Source organism: Acidocella sp. (genome assembly GCF_050253495.1).
Taxonomy (GTDB): domain Bacteria; phylum Pseudomonadota; class Alphaproteobacteria; order Acetobacterales; family Acetobacteraceae; genus Acidocella.
The window spans coordinates 1-16,902 of record NZ_JBFWIX010000019.1; the positions used below are offsets into that span (position 1 = coordinate 1).

The window sequence follows — 16,902 nt, forward strand, 5'->3', positions numbered from 1 at the left end:
CAACTTGCGATGGACCCAAGTTCTGGCCAGAGCCGGTCCCCGCAACCATCTCAACTTGCATTTGGCCCGCCTCTCCGGCGGGCCTTTTGCTTTTGAGCGATATCCCGAGAATACCTGCCAGATCGCCGCGTATTGAATTGCGCCATCACGTTTTCCGGGATGGCGCCGAGGCCGGCGTTTTTCAGCACCCTGCTAATGCAAGGGCAGCGGCGCCAGAACGAGGCGCCGCCATGTTTCCAGATCCGGCGCGCCCCAGAGCAAGGGGGTGGTCCAGCCCGCCACCACGCCGCAGAGGATGAAGAGCAGCCAGAGCCGTTGTTCCACGCGGCGGAAGCGCACCGTCGTCGCCCAGGCGGAGCAGCAGAGCATGGAGGTGGCCAGCATGCTCCAGGCCGAGGAGGTTTGCCAGAACCAAGTGGCTAGCGCTCCCGCCAAGGGGGGCAGAAGCAGCGCGGCGAGGCCCGTGGCGGGCTGGCGGCGTTCCGTCGGCCGGATGAGCAGCCGGATCAGAATCACCCAGCCGCGCGGCATGATGACCGCGCAAAGCGCGAGTGATTGCAGGAAGGCGAGCATGGGCTTGCCGCCGAACGCGCGCAGCCAGGAGGATTGGGCGACGACCTCCAGGCTGTTGCCGTGCAGCGGCGAGCTCCAGCTCGCGATTGTCCTGGCCCAGGAGAGGGCGAAAAGTTCCCCGCCGATGGCCACCGCGCTGAGCGCGATGAGGCTGGGGGCCGCGATGATGAGATACATCGCGGCGAGGCTCTGGACGCTGCGCCCCGCCCGGAAGGCCAGGGGCAGCAGCAGGGCCAGGGGCAGCGCGAAGAAGATGGCGTTGGGCCAGGTGAGGAACAGCAGCGCCACGCTGAGCCCCATCACGATGAGGGATCGTGTGTCGCCGATCGCTTCCAGCCGGTCCAGCGCGGTGATGGTGAGGCTCGCGGCGATGGCATAGATCAAGGTGGGCGAGCCGTTGGTGGCGAGGTAGAGTATGACCGGGTGCAGCCCCGTCAGCCCAACCGCCAGTGCGGCCAGTGCCGGTTGCCAGCCACGCCTGACCAGATCGTGCGCGATGAAGCCCTGGACGAAGGATGCGCCGATGATGGTCATCACGGTCAGCGTGTTGATCGAGCTGCCGGGCAGCAGCCGGCTCAGGGCGATCAGCAATTGCGTCGTCCATTGCCCGGCGACCTGCGGGTCCTGCGCCGTGCTGTTCCAGATCTGCTCCAGCCCGGGGGGGGTGTAGCCATGCACCTGCAAGCGGTTGCCCACGAAGGTGAAGAGCAGGGCGGAGAACAGCCCCACGGCCAACCCCGCCCGCCAGCCCCTGCTGAGCAGCGCTTTCCGGCGCGAGCTGACGAAGGTGGCGGTGCCGGCGCTCACATTGTCTCCGCGCCGGGTTTGGGGGTGTCGCCCAGAGCCAGGGCGGCGACTTTCTCGCGTGTTTGCGCGGAGGTGCCGTGCTGGGTTTTCTCCCAATAATGCGGGTTGGTGATGAGCTGGCCGAGCGCCTTGTAGGCCGCCACCGAATGCAGCACCCAATAGCCGGGAGCCAGCAGACCCCAGGGCACCAGATTGAACCATTGCCGTTTCGAGGCCGCGACCAGATTGAAATAGACATACATCGCGTTGCTGATCAGCAGGTCGAACAGGGCCACGACGAGAACGGCCGGCGGGAACAAGGCGGCCACATGTTCCGGCCCGATCACCAGCGCGACCAGGAAGGTGAGCCACAGAACGGGGTTGATCAGGGCGGTGAAGGGGGGAAAGCCCACGAACATCTGAAAGCCGACGAAGCCGATAAAGCCCAGGCGCCGGTAGAGCTGCACCGGGCGGCGCATATGCACCAGCCAGGTCTGCATATAGCCCTTGATCCAGCGGCTGCGCTGGTTGATCCAGCTTTTCAGCACGCCGTTGGCTTCCTCGAAGGTGGTGGAATTCACCACCGCCACCCGGTAGCCCGCCTGGGTGAGGCGCACGCCAAGATCCGCGTCCTCGGTGACGTTGTAGGGATCCCACGCTCCCAGTTCGCGCAGCACCTCGGTGCGGAAATGATTCGAGGTGCCTCCCAGCGGGATGGGGATGTTCAGGACATGCAGGCCAGGCAGCAGATAATCGAACCAATGGCTGTATTCGAGCGTGAACATCCGGGTCAGGAAATTATCGTCGCGGTTGAAATAATTCAGCCGGGCCTGCACGCAGGCGACATTTTTCGGCGAGGCCTGGAACAGGGCCACCACTTTCTTCAGCTGGTCCGGCTCGGGGATGTCCTCGGCATCGAAGATCACCGTATAATCGCCACGGGCGAAATGCAGCGCGTAATTGCAGGCTTTCGGCTTGGTCTTGGGCTGGCTGTCCGGCACGCGGATGATCTCGAACAGATCCTCCGCGCCCAGGTCGCGGGCCGCGTTGATCGTTTCGCTGTCGCCGGATTCCAGCACCAGCTTCACATCCAGCTTGGAGCGCGGGTAATCCAGCCGCCTGATGGAGGCGACGAGGATGGGCAGCACCTCGGATTCCCGGTACATCGGCACCAGCACGGTGAAAACCGGCAGGTCGGCATCCCGCAGCGCGGCGATTTCCGCGTGGCTGACGGACAGATCCACCCGCCTGCCGCTGCCGATCAGCGTCAGGATGCCGCGAAACAGGAACAAGGCGGCATAGAGCGCGGAGATGAGGGCGGAGAGCGCCACCAGCGTGGCGTGCGCGTTGACCGTCAAGCCCAGCAGCAGCAGAATCAGCAGGGCCAGCAGGCTGCGTTTCTGCCCGGCGGACATGGTGGTTTTAGCGGAAAGCTCTGGTTCGCGATCATAAAGTGCTTCGCGTGCGTTCAGGCTCAGATCGTCGTCGAAGAGGGTCTGCATCGCCCAGATCACGTCGAATTTGCCGGTGACGGCATAGCGGATGGTCCGGTCGGGGTGGCGCGCGCGCATCAGCTCCTGGATGGCCGGGTCGTCGGGGTTGCGCGCGGCGACGACCAGGGCGCCATCCTGGTCGGTTCTCCAGGGCAGGAAGACATGCCGGGTATAGATGGCGCGGTCGGCCTTGTTCACCAGCTCCGGATCCGGCCAGATCTCGCGTAGATTGGCGAAGGGCAGGTCGCAGCTTTTCGACATTTGCCGCGCCCAGTCGAAATTGGAGATCCGGTACATGGCGGACAGCACATCCGGCAACGGCGAGCGCCATTGCTGGCTGAGCCGCAGCGCCTCGTCCTGCTCGGCCTGTGTCAGGCGCTCCGCCTGCCGCAGGGCGGCTAGTGTCTGTAATTCATGCTCGGTGAACCCCCGCGCGTCGGACATGGCTCAGTAACGCAGCCAGACGGCCACGACGCCGGCATTGCCCAGGGCGATGTCCTTGCCGCCGGCATCGTGCCAGGCGCCCAATTGCAGGGAAATATGCGGGGTCAGTGTCCGCACGGCGGAGAATTCGACACGGTAGAGATTATAATCGGATTCCCCGGGTTGCGCGTGGCCGACGCTCACGGTGTTGAAGCTCTGCGCCATCAACAGCCAATCCGGTGTCACGTTCAGCCCGAGCGTGGCATCGCCCCGGACCTGGTCCGCCCAGCCATTGCTCTCCACCCGGTAGCCAGCCTCAAGATCGGTAAAGCCGCGCCAGCCATTGGGCAGGACGAAGCCGCGGCCATACAGCAGCCGCGCCTCATATTCGCCATTGGGCTGGGCCAGCATCGGCACGTCGCCATTGGCCACGCCGGGCGGGCCCACCTGCCCCTGCACCGAGACCACGTTCCAATTATCCTGATAGAGCGCGTAGCGCAGGAAGAGATTCCATTGCACCAGCCCGAATGTGCTCTTGGTGCCAGGCAGGCCGGACTGGCTGACATATTGCATCCGTGGCTGCATGCCGATGGTCCAGCGGTTGTTCAGCCCGTATTCGATATAGGGGGAGAATTCCGTCTGCCGGTATGTGCCCGTGCCGGCGGGGCGGCCGAACGTGTCGTAGCCGGAGACGCCGACCTGATAATAGCTCAGGCTGTCGATCATTAGCCAGTGCCCGGCCGGCTCCGGCCAGGCGCCGGCGTGGGCCGCCGCCGGCAGGGCCGACAGCATGGCCAAGGTGTAAACATGACAAGCTCTCATTTGCCGCGCCTCCGCCGGCGCACGACCAGCACGACCAGCAGCACCAGCAGGATGAGCCAGAGCGCACCCAGCAGTTCGATGTTCCAGTTATCCAGAAGGATCGCCCAGATGTCGGTCTGCTGGGCGGGCAGAACGGTGTCGTGCAGGGTGGTCAGGAAGGTGGCCGGGCTGTTGGCGCCGTCATACAGGGCCACGTTGCCGTCTCCCGGCAGGGCGGCCTGGGCGAGGCTCGCCGGGCTGCCCGGGTTCAGCCACAGCCCTGGCACATAAGCCGGTCCCTTGCCCGCGCTGACCAGTTGCAGAAGGCTGTCATCGCCATGGTCCGGCAGGGTCACGCTGGTCTGCTGGTTGGGCAGGGGCAGCACGAGCGGGCCCTTGGTCTGCGGGATGGGGGCGATGCTGACCACCGGCGTGGCTTGGTGCGACACTAGGATGAAGGGCCTGGTGGGCGGGGTTTGCGTGCCGGAGACCGTCACCGCCAGGGGGTTGGCGCCGGCGGCGCCCAGCAATTCGGCCAAGAGCGGCAAGGCGGGCGGCAGGCTCGCGGGCGGCAGATCCGTGAGCACCGGCACCGGGCCGCGTCCGGCGGTGTTGAACCCGGCGAACCGGATGGGCGAGGGCGGGCCGTCCGACAATGTCAGCCGGGTCGAATCGTCCAATGTGAAGGTGAGCGGCGTGAAGGTCTCGCAGGCGTCAACCTGCCCCAGCCGGATGGCATGCAGCTGCACCTTGGCGCCGCTATCGAGCAGGGGTTGCGGCAGCGGCACTTTCACGCCGTTGAGCGCCACCGTGCCCGTGAAGGCGCGGCTCCAGACGACATTGCCGCCAAGTTCGAGGGAGATGATTTCGCTCTGCCCCGGCGGTAGGGACATGCCATGGCCATAAAGCGTGATGGCGGTGGCGTGGCGGTTGGCGGGCAGGGCGGAAAAGGGCAGGTCCAGATCCATCCGCGCATCGTGGCGCACGGCGATGTTCATCGGCCCCAGCCCCAGCGCGCCGAAGCTCACACCCCGCGCCGCCCTGGTGGCGGCGGGCTCCAGCGTGGCATGGGCGTGGCTTTGCGCCTGGTCGCGCAGGGCGGGGGCCGCCGCCACCAGGGCGCGCGCCGCGGCCGCGTCGGGCACCACGATCCGCGATGGCTGCCCATCCGGCTGCGCTGTGGCGAGCGCCTTGGCGGATGGGTCGATCAGGATATTCGCCTGAGCGGTGTCGCTGGTGAAATAAGGGGCGATGCCGCGCTCCACCAGCGCGGTGGAGAGGATCAGCGCGGTCTGGATGTCCGCCAGGGTGGGGGTGGCCGGCACCGCGATGGTCAGAGGGGTCGTGGCGTTGCGCCACAGATCGCCGACGCCCAACGGGTTGGGGGCTTTGGGTGTCAGGGAGGTTTCGGGCTGGACCACCACCCAGTCCGCCGTCGTGTCGTAGCAACGGGCATGGTCCGTGACGAAGGAAAGCTGGAGGAAGGCGCCCTGGGTGAAGCGCGGGGGCACCTGGATCTGGATGGGGCTGGCGGCCGTGTCCGGCACGGTGGCCAGAGGCACGTTGCCCGCCATGACGGTGATGCTGGAGGTCTGGTTCAGGGCCGCGGAGGCGGTGAAGGACAGGGCGAGCGTTGCCCCCTGGCTATTCACGGGCAGCGGGAAATAAACCGATTGCGTGGCGCCGGTTCCACGCAGCACTAGGCCGTTGGCATAGCCGAGATCGACGAGGTCATTGGCCTGCGCGGCCAAGGCGGCGCCCAGCCACAGAGCCGAGGCGCTCATGAGTATCCGGGTCAGTCCTGTTCTCATGCGCGCTTGCCTCCCTATGTCACCTGAGACGGGTTGCCCGGTGCGGTTTCATGGCTTCTAGTTAAAGTAGAACATGTGCGCATGTAAAACTTTCGTGTGCGAACAAAATTGTTCTTCCAAGGGCGAAATCGTGGAATTTTCTTTTGACAATCAATCGTGTGGTCTCAGGATGGGGCTGTTTTTTCCGCGCGGGCGCGTCTGGCGGGCAAAGCTCGCCCGGGACAGGCGAGTAACGAATTGTTAATTTAATTTTGCACGGGCCATGCCGTGCTGGCCCCGGGAAACCGGGGGATTGGCCAGGCGGCGGCTTGTGTCCGTTGCTGTGCCGCAACCAAGGCGTGGCCGTATGAAGGCTGTTTCTGGCAAGGAAGTTGCTCGGTTTTCCGCATGGACCGACAGTCGCCATGAAAATTCTGCTCGCTGATTCCAATACGGCCCGCCGGGAGGCATTGGCTGCGCAGTTGATGAAATTGGATGCTGCTTTTTCGGTCATTTCATTGGCGGGAGACGTTTCCTTGTTGGCGGAGGTGGAGCGGTTGCGCCCCGACGTGGTGCTGGTGGACATGGCCCGGCCAGACCGAGACATGCTGGACTCGCTCTCCGCGCAGAGCGCCGCCCCGCCGGTGGTGATGTTTCTCGACGGTGAGGATCCCGGCTTCATGCAGGAAGCCATCAGCGCCGGGGTCAGCTCTTATCACGGCCAGGATGTGGCGCCGGACGCCGCCAAGCTGGTGATGCGCCTGGCGGTGGCGTTTTTTCAGCGCAACCAGGTGGCGGCGGCGAAATTGCAGGAGGTGGAGGAGCTGGCCACGCAGCGCCGCGCCATAGATGCCGCCAAGCGCCTGCTGATGAAGGAGGAGCGGATGAGCGAGCCGGCCGCGCATCGTTTTTTGCAGCGCCGGGCCATGGACCAGCAGAAACGCCTGGCCGACGTGGCCACCGATTATCTGGCCGCATGGACGAGGCGGGGACATAAATCATGAACGATCCGATCCGTTTGGGGCTGTTGCGGTTATGCGATGCTGCGCCCGTGATTTTGGCCCGCCAGGAGGGGATGTTCGCCGAGGCGGGGCTGCGGGTGGAATTGTCGGTTGAGCCGTCATGGGCGAATATCGCCGATAAGCTGGCTTATGGGATGCTGGAGGGGGCGGTGATGCTGCCGCCTCTGGCCATGGCCTGCGCCGCCGGGCTGCGCGGCCGGCCGGTGGATCTGGTCGTGCCGATGAGCCTTTCGACCAATGGCAATGGCTTCACGCTGGCCAATGCCTGCCGGGAGGTGTTCGAACATGATGGCATGGCGGCGCTGGCGGCGCGCAAGCGCCTGCGTCTGGCGGTGGTGCATGGGTTTTCATCCCATGATCTGCTGCTGCGCCATTGGCTGGCGGGCCAGGGTGTCATGCCGGAACGCGATGTGGACATCACCGTGCTGCCGCCGGCGGAAATGGTGGGCAGCCTGGCGGCGGGGGCCATTGACGGGTTTTGCGCCGGGGCGCCGTGGTGGCTGGTGGCGGCGCATGCGGGCATGGGCTTCACCGCCTGCCTCAGCCGTGACATCTGGTCTGGCCATCCGGAAAAATGTCTGGCCCTGCGCGGGGATTTCGCCTCTGGTGGGGCTGAGCGGCTGACCGCCCTGCTGCGTGTGCTGCTGCGCGCCCAGCAAGCCTGTACCGAGCCGGCCGGCCGTGCGAAGTTGGCGGCGTTGCTGGCCCGGCCTGAATATCTCGACCTGCCCGCGAGCCTGCTGGCCCAGGCGCTGGACGAGACGCAAGGCGGCCCTGCCTTTACCGCGCCTTATCCATCCATTCGGCAGGCGCAATGGTATGCGCGGCAGATGCGGCGCTGGGGCAAGGCGCCAGCCGGCCTGGAGGAGGTGACGGCGCGGCTCTACCGCCCGGATCTGTTTGAGTTGGCCGGGGGCAGGGGGGAGGATGAGGCTTTGCCACCGGATGAGACGTATATTGAATAAAAAATGAGCGAGATAGATGAATTTTTTCTCGTTCATGATCAAAATCAGTTCAACTGATGTTTTTGTCGTGCATTTTATAAGATTTTTTTGTTGCGTGGAGCGTGTTATTTCTGCTTTTCCCGGATTTGCGGAACATAGTCCGCGCGCTTTCCGGTCAAGGGAGATCTGAAAGTTCGGATCGGGGTTGCCCCGCTCTTCTATGTGGCTGGCCAAGGAGGGCCCGCGTGCGGCGCGAGACGGCGTCGTTTTCAGGTGTTCAATGACTCACGCTCAAGGCAAGAGCTTTCTGCAATCGGGCCATTTCCCGACGCTGGTGGCCGCGTTTCTGTATTTCGATCTTAGTTTCATGTGCTGGGTGCTGCTGGGGCCATTGGGGATTCAGATCGCCAAGGCGCTCGACCTCGACCCGGCCCATAAGGGGCTGATGGTGGCGACGCCGGTGCTGGCGGGCGCGCTGCTGCGGCTGCTGAACGGTACGCTGGCCGACCATATAGGCGGCAAGAAGGCAGGTATTTTTTCGCAGCTTGTGGTGATCCTCGGGCTGCTCGCCGCCTGGATCTTCGGTGTGCCGGGCTTTGCCGCCATTCTCGGCTTGGGCGTGGTGCTCGGCATGGCGGGAGCCTCCTTCGCCATCGCGCTGCCGCTGGCCTCTCGCTGGTATCCGGTGGAGCATAAGGGAAAGGCGATGGGCATTGCCGGGGCGGGCAATTCCGGCACCGTGCTGGCAGCACTCTTCGCGCCCGCCTTGGGTCTGGCCTTTGGCTGGACCAATGTGTTCGGCATGGCCGCGGGGGTGATGACGGTGGTGCTGGTGCTGTTCGTCATTCTCGCCAAGGACGCGCCGGACCAGGGGCCAAAGCAGAATCTCGCCTCTTATCTCGCCGTGCTCGGCATGAAGGACACTTACTGGTTCATGCTGTTCTATGGTGTCACGTTTGGCGGATTTGTCGGGCTGGCCTCGTCTTTGCCGATTTATTTCCACACCCAGTATGGCTTGGCGCCGGTGCATGCGGGGTATGCCAGCGCGGCTTGTGTGTTCGCGGGGTCGATGTTCCGCCCGATCGGCGGCTGGTTCGCGGACAAGGTCGGCGGCATTGGCGCGCTGTCCATCCTGTATCCCATTGCCGCCGTGGCGCTGGTGGCGGTGAGTTTTGGCCTGCCGAGCATCGAGATGGCGCTGGGCTGCTTCGTGGTGGCGATGCTGGCGCTGGGCACGGGGAATGGCGCGGTGTTCCAGCTGGTGCCCGTGCGTTATGTGAAGGAGATCGGCGTGGTGACCGGCATTGTCGGCTGCGCGGGGGGCATCGGCGGTTTCTACCTGGCTTCCTCGCTCGGTTTTTCCAAGCAATGGACGGGGTCTTACCAATATGGGTTCCTGATTTTCGCGGCGCTCGCCTTCGTCGCCTTCATCGGCATCAATGTCGTCCGCAATGAATGGCGTGTCAGCTTCTCCCGCGGCTACGCGGAAGGCTCCGTCAGGATCTGATCTGGATTATCAATCAGCGGAGCCGGTTCAAGGATCAAGAGGGACGGCAACAATCCCTCTTGGACTCTCCGGCTTCACACCCGAAAGGACACCGCTATGAGCGTTGAGAAACTCGTCGTCATCGGCAACGGGATGGCCGGTATGCGCGCGGTTCAGGAAATATTGTCGCGCGCGCCAGGGAAGTTTGAGATCACGGTGTTCGGCGCCGAGCCGCACCCGAATTACGACCGCATCATGCTTTCGCCGCTGCTGGCGGGAGATAAGAGCTTCGATCAGATCGTGATCAATTCTCTCGACTGGTACAGGGAGAATGAGATCGAGCTGATCGCGGGTGAGCATGTGGACTGGATCGACCGCGAGGCCAGGATTGTGCGTGGCCAGAACGGCACCGAGCGGCCCTACGACGCGTTGCTGATCGCCACGGGATCGAACCCGATCGCGTTGCCCCTGCCAGGTGCCAGCCGCCCCGGGGTGATGACCTTCCGCTCCAAGGCGGATGTGGACGATATGCTGGCCATCGCCCAGCCGGGCCGCAAGGCGGTGGTGATTGGCGGTGGCTTGCTGGGGCTGGAGGCGGCGCATGGGCTCAATCTGCGCGGCATGGAGGTGGCGGTGGTGCATCTGATGCCCACATTGATGGAGCGCCAGCTCGATGCCTCCGCCGCGCATTTGCTGGAGCAGAAATTGCTGGCACGCGGCATGAGGATTTTCACCAGCGCCAATACCGAGGCCCTGGAAGGCGAGGGTGAGGATGGCGCGGTGCGCGCCGTGCTTTTGAAGGATGGCACGCGCATCGAGGCGGATCTGGTGGTGATGGCGGTGGGCATTCGCCCCAATGCCGGGTTGGCGCGCGCTGTCGGGCTGGCATGCGACCGGGGTATCCAGGTGGATGGCACGATGCGCACTTCCGACCCCAATATATTTTCCATTGGCGAATGCATCGAGTTTGAAAAACAATGCTTTGGGCTCGTGGCGCCGATTTGGGACATGGCGAAGGTCGTGGCGGATCATCTCACCGGTGTGGCGCAAAGCGTTTTCACGCCCGTGGCGACGGGCACGCGCCTCAAGGTTTCAGGCATCGAGATGTTCTCCGCCGGGGATTTTCTGGGTGGCGACGGCGCGGAGGACATCGTGCTGCGCGATGCCGCGCGCGGGATTTATAAGCGCCTGGTGCTGCGCGATAACAGGCTGGCCGGCGTGGTGTGTTTTGGCGATGCCTCCGATTCCAACTGGTATTTCCAGCTTCTGAAGGATGGAGAGGATTTGGGCGCGCTGCGCGAGACGGTGATTTACGGCCCCGCCGCCGCCACGGCGGACCCGAACGAAACCTTGGCGCTGCTGGGCGAGGATGCCGAGATTTGCGGCTGCAATGGGGTGAAGAAAGGCACCATCGTCAAGGCCATCGAGGAAGGTTGCGCCAGCGTGGACGATGTGCGCGCGCGTACCAAGGCCTCCGCGTCCTGCGGGTCCTGCACGGGGCTCGTGGAAGGGCTGCTCAAGCTCACCTTGGGCGCGGAGTTCAAGCCCGCGGCGGTGAAGCCGGTGTGCAAATGCACCAGCCATGGGCACGATGAGGTGCGTCAGCGCATCCGTGGTCAAAATCTCAAGAGCATTCCCGCCGTGATGCAGGCGCTGGAATGGAAAACACCGGATGGCTGTGCTGCCTGCCGCCCGGCGCTGAATTTCTACCTGCTTTGCGACTGGCCAGGAGAATATCAGGATGATTCGCAATCGCGTTTTGTGAATGAGCGCCTGCACGCGAATATCCAGAAGGATGGTACTTATTCCGTGATTCCGCGCATGTGGGGCGGTGTCACCTCCGCCAAGGAGCTGCGCGCCATCGCTGATGTCTGCGAGAAATTCAGCATCCCCACGGTGAAGATCACCGGTGGCCAGCGCGTGGACATGCTGGGCGTGAAGAAGGAGGACCTGCCGGCCGTGTGGGCGGACCTCAACGCGGCGGGCATGGTCTCGGGCCATGCCTACGGCAAGGCGCTGCGCACCGTGAAAACCTGTGTGGGTTCGGAATGGTGCCGCTTTGGCACGCAAGATTCCACCGCCATGGGCATCGCGCTGGAGAAGATGACCTGGGGGTCGTGGCATCCGCATAAGGTGAAGCTGGCGGTTTCTGGCTGCCCACGCAATTGCGCGGAGGCGACGATCAAGGATTTCGGCGTGATCGCCACCGAAGCCGGATGGGAGCTGCACGTGGGGGGCAATGGCGGCATCAAGGTGCGTGCCACGGAGCTGCTCTGCAAGGTGACCACCGAGCCGGAGGTTTTGGAGTATTGCGGGGCTTTCCTGCAACTTTATCGGCAGGAGGCGCGGTATCTGGAACGCACGGCGCCGTGGATTGAGCGGGTCGGCCTGAAATATGTGCGGGAACGTATCGTCGACGATGCGGCCAACCGCCAGGCGCTCCACGACAAGTTCCTGTATGCGCAGAGTTTCGCGCAGAGCGACCCCTGGGCCGAGGAAGCCACGAAAAACCGGCGGCAATATCAACCATTGACGGAACTGGTGTGATGGACATGACCGTTTCTATATTTACCGATGTCGGCGCGCTCTCGGACATTCCGCGTCTGGGCGCGCGCTGCGTGAAGACGCCGCATGGCGATATCGCCATTTTCCGCACGGCCGATGACGGCGTGTTCGCGCTGCGCGATGAATGCCCGCACAAGCAAGGCCCGCTCAGCCAGGGCATCGTGCATGGCACCGCCGTGACATGCCCGCTGCATGCCTGGGTGATTTCGCTGGAAACCGGAGCCGCGCAGGGACCCGACGAGGGGTGCGCCAAGCGTTATGCGGTGAAGGTCGAGAATGGCCGTATATTGCTGGATGCGTCGTCGTGAGGCGCGTCTGTCTCGCGGGGGCGGGCCCAGGCGATCCGGAGCTGCTGACCCTCAAGGTGCTGCGGCTTCTGCAAACCGCTAGCGTCGTGCTGCATGATTCGCTGGTGAGCGCGGAGATTCTCGCGCTCGCCAATCCGGCGGCCAAGCTCATCGATGTCGGCAAGCGCTGCGGGCGCCATGCCATGACGCAGGATGAGATCTGCGCCTTGCTGGTGCGTGAGGCCAGCGCGGGCGACGGGCTGGTTCTGCGCCTGAAGGGGGGAGACCCGATGATCTTTGGCCGCGCCACGGAGGAGATGCGCGCGCTGGAGGCGGCGGGCATCGGCTATGATGTGGCGCCGGGTGTGACGGCCGCCTTGGCCGCGGCGGCTTCACTCAAGCTGTCCCTCACCCAGCGTCTGGTCTCCCGGGCGGTACATTTTGTCGCCGGCCATGCGGCGGACGGGTCAATTCCGGGCCATGATTTCGCGGCCCTGGCGCAAAAAGGCGGCACGCTGGCCGTGTATATGGGGGCGATGGGCTTTGCCGGGTTCGCGGCGCATCTGGTGGAGGCGGGGCTGGACCCGGCGACACCGGCGCTCGCCATCGAGAATGTTTCAAGGCCGGATGAGCGTATCGTCAATGGCACGGTGGGCAGCCTGCCCATCGCCCTGCGGGCAATGGGGGGCGGGCCGGTGCTGGTTCTGGTCGGCGAGGCCCTGGCGGTGCGTCACGCCGTGGCGGCCCCGGCGGCCCTTTGCGCGTGAGGCGGCCCTAGCGGGCGGTATGAGCATGCAGGACATCAAATCGATCTGCCCTTATTGCGGGGTGGGGTGCGGCATCATGCTGCATGTGGAGGATGGGCGGATCGTCAAGGTCAGCGGTGACAAGACCCATCCCGCCAATAAAGGGCGGCTTTGCACCAAGGGGGTGAGCTGCCATGTGCCGCTGACGCAGGGGCGCCTGACCGGGGCCTTGATGCGCCCCTCGCGGGATGCGGAGCCCCAGCCCTTGCCCGCGCGCGCGGCGATTGAACGGATCGCGGCGCGCCTGCGCGGGATTATCGCCGCGCATGGGCCCGATGCGGTGAGCTTCTATATCTCCGGCCAGATGACGCTGGAGGCGCAATATCTCACCAACAAGCTGGCCAAGGGCTTTATCGGCACCCGGCATATCGAGGCGAATTCCAGGCTTTGCATGGCCAGCGCGGCCTCGGGCTACAAGCTCTCCCTGGGCGCGGACGCGCCGCCTGGCTCCTATGACGATTTCGACCATGCCGATACGTTTTTGGTCGTTGGCGCGAACATGGCGGATTGTCATCCGATCCTGTTCCTGCGGCTGCTGGAGCGGGTGCGCCAGGGGGCGAAGCTGATCGTGGTGGATCCGCGCCATGGCGCCACGGCGCAAAAGGCGGATTTGTTCCTGCAGCTCAAGCCGGGCAGCGACATCGCCCTGCTCAACGGCATTTTGCGCCTGCTGCATGAGGCGGGCAAAACCGACCCTGCCTTTATCGCCGCTTATACCGAGGGGTGGGAGGCGATGCCGGCGTTGCTGGCGGAATACACCTTGCCGCGCGTGGCGCGGATGACCGGGCTGGCCGAGGCGGATATTCTCCAGGCGGCGGAATGGATCGGGCGCAGCCCACGCTTGGTCGGTCTCTGGACGATGGGGTTGAACCAGAGCGTGCATGGAACCTGGAACGTCAATGCGCTCTGCAACCTGCATCTGGCCATGGGGGCCATCTGCAGGGAAGGAGCCGGGCCGTTCTCCCTCACCGGGCAGCCCAACGCCATGGGTGGCCGCGAGATGGGTTATATGGGCCCTGGCCTGCCTGGCCAGCGCGTGGCGCAGAATGCGCAAGACCGCGCTTTTACCGAAACCGTTTGGAATTTGCCGCCGGGCACGCTGCGCGCGGCGCCCGCCATCGGCGCGGTGGATATGTTCGCCGAAATGGCGCAAGGCCGCATCAAGGCTTGCTGGATCATCTGCACCAATCCGGTGGCCAGCATGCCCGCGCGCGCGGGTGTTGTCGCCGGGTTGCGCGGGGCGGAGCTGGTCATCGCCCAGGATGCGTATCAGGAGACGGAAACCGCCCCTTACGCGGATATTCTCCTGCCGGGCGCGCTCTGGGCCGAGAGCGACGGGGTGATGGTGAATTCCGAACGCAACATGACCCTTGCCCGCCAGGCGGTGCCACCCCCCGGCGAGGCGTTGGCGGACTGGCAATGGGTGGCGGAGGTGGCCACCGCCATGGGGTATCCTGGTTTCGTTTATGCGAATGCCGCCGAGATCTTTGACGAGATCAAACGTTTTTCCAACCCGTATACCGGCTACGATATTTCCGGCGCCAGCCATGCCCGGCTTGGTGAGACCTCCCTGCAATGGCCGGTGGGGCCGCAAGCCGGACCACGCAACCCGATTCGCTATATGGAAAGCGGTGCGCCGGTTTTTCCCACCGTCTCGGGCAAGGCGGTGTTTTTTCCCCGCCCCTGCCTGCCGCCGGCTGAATTGCCGGACGACGAATATCCTTTCATTCTCAACACCGGCCGCCTGCAACATCAATGGCACACGCTGACCAAGACCGGGAAGGTGCCCATCCTGAACAAGCTCAATCCCGGGCCGTTCGTGGAGATCCATCCGCTGGACGCGGAGATGTTGGAGGTGCGGACGGGCGAGATCTTGGAATTGCGGTCACGCCGTGGCCGCGCCGTGCTGCCCGCCTTGGTCAGTGAGACTGTGCGGCGTGGTTGCTTATTCGTCCCGTTTCATTGGAACGATGTGTTCGGGGAGGATCTGGCGATCAACCAGATCACCAGCGAGGCCGTGGATGGAACCTCGTTGCAGCCGGCCTATAAATTCTGCGCCGTGGCGCTGACGCGCGTGGCGGCACCCTCGCGGGAGGAGCTTCCCCAGGAGGAGGGCGCGGCGGCGGATGCGCTGGCCCCCTTGCGGGCGTTGCTGGGCCCGCGGCCCGCGCCATTGGCGGATGATGAGAGGCTGTATCTGCACGGGTTTTTGCAAGGCCATGGGTTGAACCCCGAAGGGGTGCCGGTTTTGCCCGACAACGCGCCGGTGGCGCCGGAACGGCGGCTTTATCTCAACGGCGTGCTGGCGGGGCTGCTCTCGCGCGCGCCGGTGGCGCGGACAGGCGCGCCCGTGACCATCCTCTATGCCTCGCAAACCGGCACGGCGGAAGGGCATGCCCGCGAGGCGGCGCGGCGCCTCCATGCCGAGGCGAAGGCGATGGACGATGTCGCCCCCGCCGAACTCTCCGGCGATGTTTTGTTCTTCGCCAGCACGTTTGGCGATGGCGAGGCGCCGGATAATGGCGCGCGGTTCTGGCGTGACCTGATGGCGGCGGATGCGCCGTGCCTGGATGGCCTGCGCTTTGGTGTGCTGGCCTTCGGGGATTCCGCCTATGCCCAGTTTTGCGGCTTCGGCGCGGGGCTGGAGGCGCGGTTGACGGCCTTGGGCGCGCGGCCATTATTGTGCCGCCGCAATTGCGAGCCCGGCGAGGATGACAAGGCGCTTGAGTGGCTGGACGAGGCGCAAGCGGCCCTTGGCCAGGAGAGGCTGGATGAAGCCGCGCTGCCTGCGGCCACGGCGCCGGCTATTTCCCGCGCCCATCCATTCGAGGCCCGGCTGGTGTCCAATCTGCGGCTTAACGGGGCTGGTTCGGAGAAAGAGACGCGCCACCTGGTGTTCGAGCTGGGTGATTCGGGGCTGGTTTACCAGCCTGGCGACGCGTTGGGCATCTGGCCGGAAAACGATCCCGCCTTGCTGGAAGAGATGGCCGGTTTGACCGGTCTCGCGCCGGATCTTCTGGCTTCGCGCGATATATCCCGTCTGACGCCCGGCTTGCTGGCATTCTGCGCCGCGCTGACCCCCGCGATTGCGGACTGGCTGGGCGCGCATGACGATCCCGCCCGCCAGAGCCGGCTCTGGGGGCGGCAGTTGCGCGACCTGCTGGCGGATTTCACGGTCCGCGCCGCGCCGGAGGCTTGGCTGGCGGCCCTGAAGCCGCTCACGCCGCGGCTTTATTCCATTTCCTCCAGCCAGAGCGCGCATCCGCGCGAGGTGCATCTGACGGTGAATATTCTGCGTTATGAGTTCGCGGGTCGGCCGAGCGGGGGGCTGTGCTCGCGCTTTCTGGCGGACCGCGCGGCGCGGGCCCGGCTGTTCATTCAGCCATCGGGCCATTTTCATCTGCCGGAGGATGATGCCCTTCCCATCATCATGGTCGGTCCTGGCACCGGTATTGCCCCGTTCCGGGGGTTTTTGCAGGAGCGCCAGGCCCGTGGCGCCAAGGGCCGGAATTGGCTGATCTTCGGAGAGCAGCGGGCCGGGAGCGATTTCTATTACCATGAGGAGTTGGAGGAGCTGGCGCGCAACGGGTATCTGCACCGGCTCTCCACCGCCTTCTCGCGCGACCAGGCGCAAAAAATCTATGTGCAGGACAGGCTGCGCGAGGCGGGAGCGGAGATCTGGGCCTGGCTGCGGGACGGGGCGCGCTTCTATGTCTGTGGCGACGCCGCGCGCATGGCCAAGGATGTGAACGAGACGCTGCTTGGCATATTGCGCGACCATGGCGGCATGGAGGCGGAGGCGGCGCGCGCCTATGCGGAACGGCTCACGGCGGAGAAGCGTTATTTGAGGGATGTGTATTGAGGCGCGTAACCGGCACGGGCTGGAACGCCCAAGGGGGGCGTTTCCGGAATGTAAAATCCAGCAG

11 protein-coding genes are annotated in these 16,902 nt (G+C 64.8%); 7 read left to right on the top strand and 4 right to left on the bottom strand.

Going from position 1 to position 16,902, the window contains the following annotated elements:
* Positions 1 to 192: 192 nt before the first annotated feature.
* The 4 genes from AB7D48_RS13240 to AB7D48_RS13255 are packed head-to-tail and all read right to left on the bottom strand — an operon-like array spanning position 193 to position 5,860.
* Positions 193 to 1,380 carry a hypothetical protein gene (locus AB7D48_RS13240; RefSeq protein ID WP_427979920.1) on the bottom strand — a complete coding sequence of 396 codons (1,188 nt, stop codon included), beginning with the start codon at positions 1,378 to 1,380 and terminating at the stop codon, positions 193 to 195.
* The gene (locus tag AB7D48_RS13245; protein WP_427979923.1) at positions 1,377 to 3,296 is read right to left on the bottom strand and encodes a glycosyltransferase; all 1,920 of its coding nucleotides are present in this window, start codon (positions 3,294 to 3,296) and stop codon (positions 1,377 to 1,379) included. Before AB7D48_RS13245 ends, AB7D48_RS13240 begins: the two co-directional genes overlap by 4 nt.
* Positions 3,297 to 3,299: 3 nt before the next feature.
* Complete coding sequence (locus AB7D48_RS13250) at positions 3,300 to 4,097, bottom strand: hypothetical protein (protein WP_427979925.1); 798 nt, start codon at positions 4,095 to 4,097, stop codon at positions 3,300 to 3,302.
* On the bottom strand, positions 4,094 to 5,860 hold the full coding sequence (locus tag AB7D48_RS13255; RefSeq protein ID WP_427979928.1) for a cellulose biosynthesis cyclic di-GMP-binding regulatory protein BcsB: 1,767 nt from the start codon (positions 5,858 to 5,860) through the stop codon (positions 4,094 to 4,096). Before AB7D48_RS13255 ends, AB7D48_RS13250 begins: the two co-directional genes overlap by 4 nt.
* 431 nt (positions 5,861 to 6,291) lie before the next feature.
* Between AB7D48_RS13255 and AB7D48_RS13260 the strand changes: the two genes are divergently transcribed.
* From AB7D48_RS13260 to AB7D48_RS13290, 7 genes are all read left to right on the top strand, one after another.
* Entirely contained in the window at positions 6,292 to 6,870 is a 579-nt protein-coding gene (locus AB7D48_RS13260; RefSeq protein ID WP_427979930.1) for an ANTAR domain-containing response regulator, read from the top strand.
* Positions 6,867 to 7,853 (top strand): CmpA/NrtA family ABC transporter substrate-binding protein, encoded by a 987-nt coding sequence (locus AB7D48_RS13265; RefSeq protein WP_427979933.1) that lies wholly within the window; start codon positions 6,867 to 6,869, stop codon positions 7,851 to 7,853. The genes AB7D48_RS13260 and AB7D48_RS13265 overlap by 4 nt, the downstream gene beginning before the upstream one ends.
* Before the next feature lie 259 nt (positions 7,854 to 8,112).
* Complete coding sequence (locus tag AB7D48_RS13270; RefSeq protein ID WP_427979936.1) at positions 8,113 to 9,339, top strand: nitrate/nitrite transporter; 1,227 nt, start codon at positions 8,113 to 8,115, stop codon at positions 9,337 to 9,339.
* A gap of 96 nt (positions 9,340 to 9,435) precedes the next feature.
* Positions 9,436 to 11,865, top strand: a complete 2,430-nt coding sequence (gene nirB, locus AB7D48_RS13275; protein WP_427979938.1) for a nitrite reductase large subunit NirB — start codon at positions 9,436 to 9,438, stop codon at positions 11,863 to 11,865.
* A 5-nt stretch (positions 11,866 to 11,870) separates the two neighbouring features.
* Entirely contained in the window at positions 11,871 to 12,191 is a 321-nt protein-coding gene (nirD, locus tag AB7D48_RS13280) for a nitrite reductase small subunit NirD (RefSeq protein WP_427979941.1), read from the top strand.
* Positions 12,188 to 12,937, top strand: coding sequence for a uroporphyrinogen-III C-methyltransferase (gene cobA, locus AB7D48_RS13285; protein ID WP_427979944.1), 750 nt, complete (start codon positions 12,188 to 12,190; stop codon positions 12,935 to 12,937). Before nirD ends, cobA begins: the two co-directional genes overlap by 4 nt.
* Before the next feature lie 25 nt (positions 12,938 to 12,962).
* Positions 12,963 to 16,838, top strand: a complete 3,876-nt coding sequence (locus tag AB7D48_RS13290) for a molybdopterin-dependent oxidoreductase (protein WP_427979947.1) — start codon at positions 12,963 to 12,965, stop codon at positions 16,836 to 16,838.
* Positions 16,839 to 16,902: the final 64 nt, after the last annotated feature.